Genomic DNA, 11,512 nt, shown 5'->3' with positions numbered 1-11,512 from the left:
CCAACTCAGTGCAGAAAGCCCGAATGGATGAACAGCCAGCAGTAAACAAAAAGCTTTAGCGCAATGGAGAGAACGTATACCCACAGATTACAACATTTTTATTGTTATTCCGCCTAAGTTAACCAAGTTTAGGAACAGTGTCAAAATCAATTTACCTGTTTGCAATTACCTGCCGCAATTCATCCCTGTTTACGGTTTTAATATGAGCAAACCCACTGTTTGCGCCAGAGGCGAGCAGTAACATATCATAATCACTGGCTAACAGCTGTTGCAGCATTTCGGCAAATTGCTGTCTGGTAAGTTTTGCAAGGGCACTGATTATTCTGCCGGTTAAATCAAAACTGGTGTCGTCCTGCCCCAGCGCCAGCCATAGTCGCTTAGCACGAGAGCCCAGGCTGGTATCGCGCTCGGCAAGTTGAGCGGTTAATCCCATTTTAAGTTCTGCGAATTCCGGGTCGCTCATCTCCTTTATCTGTTGCAGAAACTCCCGGAAAAACGTAACGGTAGCCTGGTACAACTCGGTGCATTCAAAATTTGGTGACTGAATATAAAATGCCATTCCAGGTAAGGTATTGATAGGCACATAGCCGGTGCCAACCAGATAACCCATTTGTTGCTCAGTTCGCAGTTGATGAAAGTAATGCGGCGACATCAAGTGATTGGCCAGCATAAATAACGCCATTTGTTCAGCACTGGCCTGCTCTGCCGCCAGATAAACGACTAATGCGTGGTCAGTGCTGTCGGTGTCGGTTTGCAGCCAGACCGGGCCGGTGCCGGCAATGCTGTATGTTTTAGCAGGGATTTTATGACCAGGCGAAGCCTGTTGTGATTGCCATTTTTGCAGCATTAGCTGCAGCGCATCAGCATTATCTCTGCTCCAGTTGCCAACCAGTAGTGCTTCCAGATGAACTTCATCAAGCAACTGGGTCGAAAACTGATTGAACTGGTCGAAGCTCAAAGGTTCAAGTTGCTCAACTAACACCTCAATCTCCGGGTTGATCGGCTGCAGCAAAGCAGACAACTGACTGAATAATCTGGCAACAGGCTTACTTTTACTGCTGTTTGCCCAATGTCGGCAAAGTTGTTGTTTCAGTTCATTAAACCGCAGCTCTGAAAAACAGGCTGTGTTAATTTGCTGCAGTATATTTTGCAAAAGCTGGATTTGGTTGGCTGCCAGCCCTGAGGTATGAATGCTGATCCCCTGTTTCTGGACATGCAGGTTGTAGCTTAAGCCCGCATTGGTAGCGGTATATAACTGCTGGTTAATGTGATCCTGAAATAATTCCAGCCAGAGCCGGCTGGTGGCAAGTTGACGATTGTCAGCAATACTTTTGGGTAAACTGAGTTGCAGGAAAATATGGCCTTTCGGAGTATTAAATTCAGTGTCTGCTTTGTACCAGATGCTTAAGTGTGCATCGTGATAAATGCGCTCCGGCGCCACCATATGCTCAGTTTTATCCAGCAGGCTAAGCTGCTCAGTCAGGTAGGGATTGGCTCCGGGCAGGGTAATTTCAGCAACAGGTCCGGTGTCCTGCAGTGTTTGTAACAGGGTATCGCTTAATTTTGTTACAGAGTACGGGGTGTTGTACCACTTGGCTTCTGACAGCACCGGCACATCCGGGGCGATCAGCATCAGTCGCATATTGTCGGGCCTGAACCAGCTTAGTAGTTCCTGATAAAGTGCTTCAGGTGGCAGTTCCATCCGGTAGTCACCAAAAATAGTATCCTGCACCGGGTAATGGTGTAAATTGACAGAGAGCTGGCTGGCCGTCTGCAGCGCATCAGCAGGCTCCTGATAGATAAATGACCAGTGCAGCAGCCTCTGACGCTCAAAATACAATTGCTGCGGCAGCGGCTGTTGTTTTATTCTGGCCAGTGCGCTGTAAAGTGCTTTTAATATTGCAGTGGTATCAGCGCGGCCTGCCCGGGTAAGTTCAAACGATACGGTAAAGTCTTTATAGTTGCTGCCATCAATGCCGCCACCGGCACTTAGCTGATTTACCAGACCGGCATTTTTCAGATAACTGAGCAAGGAGCCGTCACTTTCATCTCCCAGCAGCGAGGCCAGGAAACTGACAATTTTGTGGGCGTACCATGGCTGGATATCAGGTAATGCAAAGCTGGCTACCAGCCGCTCAGAGTTCTTGTGTGGTCTGATATTAAGTAAAACAGCCTGATGTTCGGGCAGATACAGTGGCTCAGCCAGCGGCGCTTTTGCTGGCAATGTAGCCGGTAACGCGCTGAAAAATTGCTGTATCCACTGAGCCATGGTCGACAGCGGACAAGGCGACACCACGCACAAACTCATTCTGCTTGCGCTGTACTGCTGCCGATAAAATTGCCACAGCGCGTCCCGTAGTGTCTGCTCTGGTTTGTCAGTAAGCGTATTGAGGTTACCAACTGAAAATTTTGCGAAAGGGTGCGCCGGGTTAACTGTTTCTTTGTGCACCTGATAAATGCGCCTGCTGTCGTCTTTCAGTTTCAATGAATATTCGGCTTCTATGGCATGGCGTTCTTTTTCAACATAAGCGGCGGTAAACAATGGCCGGCAAAACATGTCGGCGAAGCGTGAAAGTGCCTGAGACAACTGGGGAGTGTCGATATCAAAGTAAAAATGGCTGTGCTCTGTGCCGGTCCAGGCATTGTGGCTGCCACCGTACTGACTGATAAATTGCTGATACTCTCCGGGATCAGGATAATTTTCTGAGCCCAGAAATAGCATATGTTCCAGAAAATGCGCCATTCCCTGATAATCTGCGGGATCGTCAAAATGGCCGACATTTATTGTCAGGGCAGCCGCACTTTTTTCGACACAACTGTCTTTCACCAGCAATACGGTAAGACCATTGTCGAGTGTCAGGTGTTGATAGGCTCTGTTATCGTTTGGGCTTTGCTTTATATGTACTTTTTCCAAGAATTATCCTATGTCGGTTTGGTAGTACTGCAAGACAGCCGATTTTTGATAGCTTTTAGTAATAAACAGGCAATGTTTTATGCGTTAATAGCAGTTACGTTCGCGCCAGACTTTCTTTATCATAGCGCACAATTTTTGCCCAGCGAACGCTTTTTAACAATGGCAAACAAAAACAGACTGACTAAGTAGTACGGTATCAATATAAATGGTTAACATTGTTATTATGCGCCATGGTGAAGCTGAACCGCTGATTAAGCACGATAGCCAGCGGCAACTGACTACCAGAGGCAAACGGGAGGCACTGCAAATGGCGCAGTGGCTGCAAAATTGCTATAGCGCTTTCGACGAGCTTTGGGTTAGTCCGTATTTACGTGCTTCCCAGACTGCCGAAATTATGCTGAGTAAGCAAGGCCCAGATTGCCTGCTGCAGACATGCAGTAATCTGGTGCCAGATGGCAGCCCATTGATTATACTAAATTTAATTGATGCAAAGCTGGCCGCAGAGCCCGACGCCAAAATCTTGCTGGTGTCGCATATGCCACTGGTAAGTTTTCTGGTTGAATCTCTTACTCAACCTGGCCAGACTCCTGTTTTCAGTACGTCGTCACTGTGTTGTATCGATTATCAACCGGGCAAAAGTGGCCGGTTACTTGAAAAGGTGGCGCCGCAGGATCTGGCATTAATCTCCACATGAAGTATCCCAACTTAAAGAATCCTAACTTAAAGAATCTCAACACAAGTAATATCAGGATGACGCCGCCGCTTGTTAGCGGTGCAGTTCAGCTTCAGATTGATTAATTTTCAGCAGTAATAATAAGGCGCCATGCTTGCCCCAGCTTTTCGGAGCAGTGTGGAATGCCCTGACATTGGGATGCTGGATCAGCCAGTTGGGTACTTTACGTGCCAGTATACCTAACCCTTTACCATGAACCACACAGGCACAGTTAAATTGCTGTTGCTGACAATAAGCAAGCAGGCCTGCCAGTTCGTATTTCGCTTCAAGTTGGGTTAAACCATGTAAATCGAGGACCACCTGCGGTTGATATTCCGCCCGCTTCAGGCGGCCGGCTAATCGGGGGTCATCGCCTGGCTGTACATAAGACAGCAAGCTGCCATCGCTGATAAAACCTTCATAGCCATCGGAGAAAAAGAACAGATCCTGCTTATTTGCCGGCAAATCTGCTGATGGCCTGGCTTTTTTCTTGCTGGTAACACTGACAGGGGCTATCTTGTCCTGCAATAGCGGGCGTGCACCGCTGACAGACTGACGGAACAGGTCGCTGTCGGCGGCAGATAAATTAGCCTGATGTGAAAGCTTCTTTCGTTGCATCGCGCAAGTCTATACAATCTGCCCATTTTTTACAAAGAGCGAATACAGGATATGGCTGATTATAACCCGATGTTTTCAGAGTCAGATATTAACGAGGCACTCGATGCATTATTCACGGTGCACGACTGGCTTCGCTATGCGGTAAGTCGCTTTAATGAAGCCGGCATTTATCTGGGACATGGCACTGATAACCCGTGGGATGAGGCAGCGGTATTATTAGCGCATTGTTTGTTTCTGCCACCGCTTACTGACGATAAATTGCTGACTGTGCGGCTCACCAGACCGGAGCGACAGGCATTTGTCGACTTATTGATGCAGCGGATTGAACTGCGGATCCCGGCGGCTTATCTGACCCACCAGGCCTATTTTTGCGGGCTGCCCTTCTATGTTGACCAGCGGGTATTGGTGCCACGCTCGCCGATAGCTGAATTAATAAACGAGAAATTCAGCCGGTTTAAGCTAAGTGCAACGCCAGAGCGGATCCTTGATTTATGTACCGGTTCTGGCTGTATTGCCATCGCTTGTGCTTATGCATTTGAAGATGCTCAGGTTGATGCCGTAGATATCAGCCCGGACGCATTAGCCGTTGCAGATATAAACATTAATGAACATGGCTTGCTGGATCGTGTCTACCCAATATTATCAGATTGTTATGAAGCACTGGGTGGTCAGCAGTATGACCTTATTGTTACTAATCCGCCCTATGTTGACGCAGAAGATATGGCTGACTTACCAGAAGAGTACCGCCATGAACCTGAACTTGGCCTGGCATCCGGCCATGATGGCCTGGCATTAACCCGGCGGATACTGGCTCAGGCCGCGGCACATTTAACTGAGCAGGGTTTTTTAATTTGTGAAGTTGGCAATAGTATGGTTGAATTGCAGGATAGATATCCAGACGTCCAATTTAACTGGCTTGAATTTGCTGCCGGTGGCCTTGGCGTGTTCGCGCTGAGTAAAGCTCAGCTTATTGCCTACCAACACTTATTTGAGGAGAGCTAAATGGCCGGCAACAGCATTGGTCAGTTGTTTAAAGTTACGACTTTTGGTGAAAGCCATGGCCCTGCTATCGGTGGTATCGTTGATGGCTGCCCGCCGGGGATGCAGCTCACCGCAGAAGATTTGCAGCTGGATTTAGACCGTCGTAAGCCCGGAACTTCCCGTTATACCACTGCCAGGCGCGAAGAAGACCAGGTTAAAATTTTGTCCGGTGTATTTGAAGATACTACCACCGGTGCCAGCATAGGTTTATTAATCGAAAATACCGATCAACGCTCACAGGACTATTCTAATATCAAAGATTTATTCCGGCCTGGTCATGCGGATTACACCTACTGGCATAAATTTGGGATCCGTGATTATCGTGGTGGCGGGCGATCGTCGGCGCGGGAAACCGCGATAAGGGTTGCTGCAGGTTCCATTGCTAAGAAGTATTTAAAGCAACATTGTGGTGTTGAAATACGTGGCTATCTGGCGCAACTAGGCCCGGTTAAAGCAGAAAAGTTGCAGTGGGATGAAGTGGCCAATAACCCGTTCTTTTGCCCTGATCCGGATAAAATTGCTGCGCTGGATGAGTATATGCGTCAGCTTAAAAAAGACGGCGACTCCGTAGGCGCCAGGGTTAATGTGGTGGCTACCGGTATGCCGGTGGGCCTGGGTGAACCGGTATTTGACCGGCTCGACGCCGATATTGCCCATGCCATGATGAGTATCAACGCAGTTAAAGCGGTGGAAATTGGGGATGGCTTCGAGGTAGTAGAGCAGCGCGGCTCTACTGATCGTGATGAATTAACTCCTGAAGGGTTCAGCGCTAACCATGCCGGTGGCACGTTGGGCGGAATATCGTCCGGCCAGGATATCAGGGTAAGCATTGCCTTAAAACCGACGTCGAGTATCAGTATTCCCGGTAAAAGTATTAATGTGAATGGCGAAGTGGTAGATATTGTCACCAAAGGCCGGCATGATCCCTGCGTCGGCATCCGGGCTGTACCAATTGCCGAAGCCATGCTGGCTATTGTCTTGATGGACCACTTGCTGCGGCACCGGGCGCAAAATGCCGGGGTTAGTGTTTCAACGCCGGATATTGCCAGAGCCAACCGTTAATTAAGCCGCCCGCGGCAGGACTCTATGACCCCATGATCTTATGAAAGTAATGGCGGCAAGGCCAGCGCTAGCGCTGGCTTACTTCACTTATTTTGGCGTGCTGGGTATTTTTGTACCCTACCTTGGTCTGTTTCTGGATGGCCGCGGTTTTGATTCGCGTCAGATAGGCCTGATGCTGGCCATTGTAACGGCCACCCGGATTGTCGGGCCTGCGGTCTGGGCCAGCCTTGCTGAGCGCAGCAGCAAGCCGCTGGCGGTAATGCAGCTTGGCGCCGTGCTGGCCTGTGTTGGCTGGCTTGGCAGCTTTATAAACGGTGGTTTTGGCCTGTTACTGGCTGCGTTGGCTTTGTTCAGCTTTTTCTGGACCGCAATTTTGCCGCAGCTGGAAGTGTCTGCTTTTTCATTTCTTAATAACGATACCGAACAGTACAGCCGGATCCGCTCAGCCGGTAGTGTCGGCTATATTGTGCTGGTGATGCTGGGTGGCTGGTTTTATCAGCTATATGGCAGCGAGTTTATGCCTGCTACTGCGCTGGCGTTTTTGCTGCTATTGGTATTTTGTTTGTTTAATTTACCCGCCCAAACCCCTGAATATGACACAACAACACCAGGCGTTTCTTACCTGCAACTGCTAAGACAAAAGGTATTATGGATTTTTATGGGGGCGGCGCTGCTGATGCAAATCAGTTTTGCACCTTTTTACGGCTTTTTCACTCTGTACAGCAGGGATTTAGGCTATAGCGGCAGCCAGACCGGTTTACTGATAAGCCTGGCGGTAGCGGCTGAAATTGTGGCGTTTTACTATGCCGGGCGTATTATGCGCAACCGCAGTTATCGCACTCTGTTAGGTATTTGCTATGGTTTAACCGCCATTCGCTGGTTAATGGTAGCGTTACTGGCACACTCTGTCTGGTGGCTGGCGCTGAGTATGTTGTTGCATGCCGGAAGCTTTGCTATCGCCCACAGCTGCGCCATGCAGTTTATTCAGCAGGTATTTCCCAAAGCCCAGCGTGGCCGGGGCCAGGCTATTTATGCCGGGCTGATATTCGGTGGTGGTGGAGCCATCGGTGCTTATCTGGCGGGTTTAAGCTGGCAAAATGGTGCGGGTGCCGCGCAAACCTTTATCTTAGCCGCCGGCTTTGCGTGGCTTTCCTGCCTGCTGGTGTTAACACTGCCAAAAAACATAGCCAATATAGAATAAAAACAGGTAGTTGCTCAGGGCATCGAACCGGATTGCCCACGCCGACACGCCGTAAATACATCCATGTAGGCTCGTTTCCGCCCGTCCAGGGCTTCAACGGTCGGCTTAGGGCATTCCGATTCTCGCTTTCGAGTCCTTACTTATCATCGGCAAGGTAAGCTCTAGCGGGTTAACCAGCTCAGGATAGCTTTAAATATTTTGCGATTAAACGGCGGATAAATAAACCGGCCACTGTTAAACCAGCCTTTCTGATGGACTGCTTTCTGATGTGAAAAGCGCAGAAAACCTTCTTTGCCATGGTAATTACCCAGCCCTGACGGGCCAATGCCACCAAATGGCAGGTCGTCTTGCGCCACATGCACCAGCGTATCATTAATACAAACGCCGCCGACATGAGTTTGTTTAAGCACCTGCTGCTGTGTTGTCTTATCGTCGCTCATTAAATAAAGCGCCAAAGGCCTTGGCCGTTGCTGAATATAATGCAGCGCTTCATCAAGGGTATCGTAGGGAATTAACGGCAGCAGAGGGCCAAATATTTCCTGCTCCATCAGCTTGCTGTTGTCATCAGCACCAATAATTAATTGTAGTGCCAACCGTCGTTCACTGTTAGTGGTCGCCGGGGCATTTTTACCGCTGTTATCGCCACAGTTGATCACTCTGGCGCCGCTGTTTTGAGCATGTTCAAGCATGCTCATCAGCCGTTGGTACTGCGCTGCATTTATCACTGCACTGTAATCCGGGTTGGTAGCAAAATCGGGATAAAACTCGGTAAATGCCTGAGATAGCTCAGCCACTAATGACTCCAGCTTGTCAGCTGGCACCAGCACGTAGTCGGGTGCGACACAGGTCTGGCCGGCATTGGCCGTTTTACCAAATAAAATACGTTTTGCGATCTGCCTGATATCGGCATCAGGCGCTATTAATACCGGGCTTTTACCACCAAGCTCCAGGGTAACCGGTGTCAGGTTTGCAGCGGCCGCCTGCATCACTTTGCGACCTACGGCGGTAGATCCGGTAAAAAGCAGATGATCAAAGGGCAGACGCGAGAACTCTGCTGCAATATCAGCATCGCCTTCAATTACGATTACATCTTCGGCCAGGGCCTGCTGGCATATCTTTGTCAGCACCTTATTCGTCGCGGGCGTGTACTCCGATAATTTCAGCATTGCCTTGTTGCCGGCGGCAATGGCAGCCATTAACGGGCCCAGTGCCAGGTAAATGGGGTAGTTCCATGGAACAATGATACCTACCACACCCAGCGGTTGTAACATTACCCGGTTGCTGGCGGGCATAAAACTGTAGTGAACATGGCGTTTTTCCGGTTTCAGCCAGCTTTTTAACTTTTTGACGTGATAATCAATACCACCTAATGACGGCATAATTTCCAGTAAACGGGTTTCATCGTTGCTGCGATAGCCAAAATCCTGGCTCACTGCATCAGCCAGTGCAGTACTGTGTTGTGTGATGGCATGTCGCAACGCAGTTAATTGTTGCCGGCGTTTGGCATAGTCCGGATAAGGGCAAAGGCTATAGGCCTGTTTTAACTGCTCAAATTGCCGCTGAAGTGCTGACATTGTTTTCCTGATGATGTTGATGAAAGCCTGTCGGTACTCTAAACCAGTCTGACCAGTGCAGCAAGCATGCGTCACCTGGCGGCTGTCCGGTTGACTGATCATGTGTTCTGGCTGGCAATACTGGGCAACGACTGCGGAAATCGTTACAATGCGCGCCATTACCATACGGCTATCCGGATACAACTGAAACTATGATAAATCCATTTCGGTTAGGGCTGATCATTAATCCGCTGGCGGGCCTTGGCGGCAGTGTTGCCCTTAAAGGCAGTGATGGTATGGCTGAACAGGCCCTGGCCCTTGGTGCCGTGCCGCTGGCGGGTAATCGTGCGGCTATCGCTCTTAGTCAGTTGCTGGATTTAAAACAGCAGTTTCAGGTTATCACTGTTGCCGGCCCGATGGGCGCTGAGGTGTGTCAGCAGCTGGGGCTTGATTATCAAATAAGTTTTTCGCCATCTGCCTGGCCAACAGTGGCGGATGACACTGAGCAGGCAGCGCTGGCGATTGCAGAGCAGGGCGTAGATTTATTGCTGTTTGCCGGTGGTGATGGCACTGCCCGCAATCTGTGCAGTGTTATCGGTAATAGCACCACGGTGCTGGGAATTCCGGCAGGCTGTAAAATACACTCCGGGGTATATGCTATTTCGCCACAGGCTGCCGGTAAGCTGGTGCAGCGACTAATACGCGGCGAGCTGGTAACGCTGGCCGATGCACCAGTAATGGATATTGATGAAGCAGCATTTCGGGATGGTGTGGTAAAAGCCCGCCGCTATGGCGAAATGCGAATTCCGGCCGAGCTTCGCTATGTGCAAAGTGTTAAAGCCGCAGGCAAAGAATCTGAGGAGCTGGTGCTGGACGATCTCGCTGCCTATGTTGCCGGCTTAATGGAAGAAAACGTGCGTTATGTGATGGGCTCAGGCAGTACTGTCGCCGCTGTTATGGCTGAATTGGGCCTGGCAAACACCTTACTGGGCGTAGACGTGGTAGAGAACGGCGAGCTGATTGCCAGTGACGTGACGGCCGCGCAGTTGTTGGAGCTGGTAACAGATTACCCAAGTAAACTGGTAATAACACTTATAGGTGGTCAGGGCCATGTATTTGGTCGCGGTAATCAGCAATTGTCGCCAGCAGTAATCAAGGCAATAGGGCGCGACAATATCATTTTGCTGGCCACTAAAACCAAGTTGCAACAACTCAATGGCCGGCCATTGCTGGCTGATACGGGTGATCTGGCGCTGGATAAAGCATTGCATGGCTTATTACATGTACTGACCGGATATAACGACTATGTAATCTACCGCTTAGGTTATCAGGACGAGGAGTAATATGAACCAGCTTTCTGCTCCGGCGCAGTATATTGATACTGTGGCCGATTATTTCGATAGTTTAACCCCACAGGCCACTGACGATGAGTTATTCGCTGCTGGCTATTTACGTGGCCATTTTGATTTGGCGGTGGGCAGCCTGGAAGTTGCCGCCGAACCTTTTGATAAAACGCAGTTGTGTAACTGGGTTGGACAAAGTCTGGCTAAGGCCATTGCCGGCGGCGAGCTGAATGCGGATGATCAGCGCCATGTTCAGCAACTGTGGCAGCAGGTACAAATGCTTTAACGTGCTGTGGCAAGACTTTCGCGCGGCAATAGGGTAGTATGTCGGCCGACTTTAATTACTGCCAGCCAATTTTTTTCAGCCGGCAGCCCAGCAAAAGTGGAACTTATGTCTGATAAATATGCAACGCTAGAACAACATGCCAGTTATGGCATCGGTTTACAGATGGGCCAGCAACTGGCCGACAACCCGTTTGACGGTCTGGATATCACTGCCGTGGCAGCAGGCCTTGCTGCTGCTTACAACGAACAACAACCAGAAGTCAGTGAAGAGCAGATCCGTGCTGCATTTGGTGTCATCAGCGAGCGGATGCAGGCCGCTGAGCAGGAGAAAGCCAAAGCCCTGGCCGAAGCGGGCGAAATGTTCCTGGCTGAAAATGCCAAGCGTGCTGAAGTAACGGTAACCGCGTCTGGCCTGCAGTATGAAGTATTGGTTGCAGCGGAAGGTGAGAAACCAACAACTGCGTCTACCGTACGTACTCATTACCACGGTACCCTGATTGACGGCACGGTGTTTGACAGCTCTTATCAGCGTGGCGAGCCGGCAGAATTTCCGGTATCAGGTGTGATTGCCGGCTGGACTGAAGCATTACAGTTAATGGCAGTAGGGTCAAAGCTGCGGTTATATGTGCCGCAAAATCTGGCCTACGGCGAACGCGGCGCGGGTAATGCTATTGCGCCATACAGCACCCTGGTATTCGATGTGGAGTTACTGGCTATTCTGTAACAGCGATGGCGGTTAATTAAACTTATAAAAAAAGCCCTGCATTAAACAGGGCTTTTTAT

The 11,512-nt window shown here is 49.8% G+C and carries 10 protein-coding genes; 7 read left to right on the top strand and 3 right to left on the bottom strand.

The genetic code is table 11. The annotated features are described in order from the left end of the window. Nucleotides 1-151: 151 nt before the first annotated feature. Nucleotides 152-2,914: an insulinase family protein gene (locus KQY15_RS00935; protein WP_217666520.1), complete on the bottom strand. Its 2,763-nt coding sequence runs from the start codon at nt 2,912-2,914 to the stop codon at nt 152-154. A gap of 205 nt (nt 2,915-3,119) precedes the next feature. Here KQY15_RS00935 and sixA point away from each other — a divergent pair, with 205 nt between their 5' ends. Further along, nucleotides 3,120-3,608, top strand: a complete 489-nt coding sequence (gene sixA, locus KQY15_RS00930; protein WP_217666519.1) for a phosphohistidine phosphatase SixA — start codon at nt 3,120-3,122, stop codon at nt 3,606-3,608. Nucleotides 3,609-3,680: 72 nt separating this feature from the next. Here sixA and smrB read toward each other — a convergent pair whose 3' ends face one another. Continuing rightward, the gene (gene smrB, locus KQY15_RS00925) at nt 3,681-4,244 is read right to left on the bottom strand and encodes an endonuclease SmrB (RefSeq protein WP_217666518.1); all 564 of its coding nucleotides are present in this window, start codon (nt 4,242-4,244) and stop codon (nt 3,681-3,683) included. A 51-nt stretch (nt 4,245-4,295) separates the two neighbouring features. Between smrB and prmB the strand changes: the two genes are divergently transcribed. The 3 genes from prmB to KQY15_RS00910 are packed head-to-tail and all read left to right on the top strand — an operon-like array spanning nt 4,296 to nt 7,548. Further along, the gene (gene prmB / locus KQY15_RS00920; protein ID WP_217666517.1) at nt 4,296-5,246 is read left to right on the top strand and encodes a 50S ribosomal protein L3 N(5)-glutamine methyltransferase; all 951 of its coding nucleotides are present in this window, start codon (nt 4,296-4,298) and stop codon (nt 5,244-5,246) included. Then, entirely contained in the window at nt 5,247-6,347 is a 1,101-nt protein-coding gene (gene aroC, locus KQY15_RS00915; protein ID WP_217666516.1) for a chorismate synthase, read from the top strand. It begins immediately after the preceding gene. 40 nt (nt 6,348-6,387) lie between these two features. After that, nucleotides 6,388-7,548, top strand: a complete 1,161-nt coding sequence (locus tag KQY15_RS00910) for an MFS transporter (protein ID WP_217666515.1) — start codon at nt 6,388-6,390, stop codon at nt 7,546-7,548. 161 nt (nt 7,549-7,709) lie between these two features. On the opposite strand, the gene KQY15_RS00905 is transcribed toward KQY15_RS00910, so the two are convergent. Then, complete coding sequence (locus KQY15_RS00905; RefSeq protein WP_217666514.1) at nt 7,710-9,122, bottom strand: coniferyl aldehyde dehydrogenase; 1,413 nt, start codon at nt 9,120-9,122, stop codon at nt 7,710-7,712. Nucleotides 9,123-9,313: 191 nt separating this feature from the next. On the opposite strand from KQY15_RS00905, the gene KQY15_RS00900 reads away from it, so the two are divergent. The 3 genes from KQY15_RS00900 (at nt 9,314) to bamJ (ending at nt 11,453) form a co-directional block, all read left to right on the top strand. Continuing rightward, nucleotides 9,314-10,444 carry an ATP-NAD kinase family protein gene (locus tag KQY15_RS00900; protein WP_217666513.1) on the top strand — a complete coding sequence of 377 codons (1,131 nt, stop codon included), beginning with the start codon at nt 9,314-9,316 and terminating at the stop codon, nt 10,442-10,444. 1 nt (nt 10,445) lies between these two features. Further along, on the top strand, nt 10,446-10,730 hold the full coding sequence (locus KQY15_RS00895) for a YfcL family protein (protein WP_217666512.1): 285 nt from the start codon (nt 10,446-10,448) through the stop codon (nt 10,728-10,730). 105 nt (nt 10,731-10,835) lie between these two features. Further along, a complete protein-coding gene (bamJ, locus tag KQY15_RS00890) occupies nt 10,836-11,453 on the top strand; it encodes a BamJ family beta-barrel-assembly machinery protein (RefSeq protein ID WP_217666511.1) in 618 nt (205 codons plus the stop codon). The last annotated feature ends 59 nt before the right edge of the window (nt 11,454-11,512 follow it).

The sequence above is a fragment of the Arsukibacterium indicum genome (genome assembly GCF_019100565.1).
In the GTDB taxonomy this organism is placed as follows: domain Bacteria; phylum Pseudomonadota; class Gammaproteobacteria; order Enterobacterales; family Alteromonadaceae; genus Alishewanella; species Alishewanella indicum.
This window is presented reverse-complemented; position numbering and strand designations above follow the sequence as displayed.

What these genes read in the sequence shown, in the direction of transcription:
- sixA (WP_217666519.1), top strand. Translation starts at nt 3,120, where the DNA reads ATGGTTAACATTGTTATTATGCGCCATGGTGAAGCTGAACCGCTGATT.
- smrB (WP_217666518.1), bottom strand. Translation starts at nt 4,244, where the DNA reads ATGCAACGAAAGAAGCTTTCACATCAGGCTAATTTATCTGCCGCCGAC.
- prmB (WP_217666517.1), top strand. Translation starts at nt 4,296, where the DNA reads ATGGCTGATTATAACCCGATGTTTTCAGAGTCAGATATTAACGAGGCA.
- aroC (WP_217666516.1), top strand. Translation starts at nt 5,247, where the DNA reads ATGGCCGGCAACAGCATTGGTCAGTTGTTTAAAGTTACGACTTTTGGT.
- KQY15_RS00910 (WP_217666515.1), top strand. Translation starts at nt 6,388, where the DNA reads ATGAAAGTAATGGCGGCAAGGCCAGCGCTAGCGCTGGCTTACTTCACT.
- KQY15_RS00905 (WP_217666514.1), bottom strand. Translation starts at nt 9,122, where the DNA reads ATGTCAGCACTTCAGCGGCAATTTGAGCAGTTAAAACAGGCCTATAGC.
- KQY15_RS00900 (WP_217666513.1), top strand. Translation starts at nt 9,314, where the DNA reads ATGATAAATCCATTTCGGTTAGGGCTGATCATTAATCCGCTGGCGGGC.
- KQY15_RS00895 (WP_217666512.1), top strand. Translation starts at nt 10,446, where the DNA reads ATGAACCAGCTTTCTGCTCCGGCGCAGTATATTGATACTGTGGCCGAT.
- bamJ (WP_217666511.1), top strand. Translation starts at nt 10,836, where the DNA reads ATGTCTGATAAATATGCAACGCTAGAACAACATGCCAGTTATGGCATC.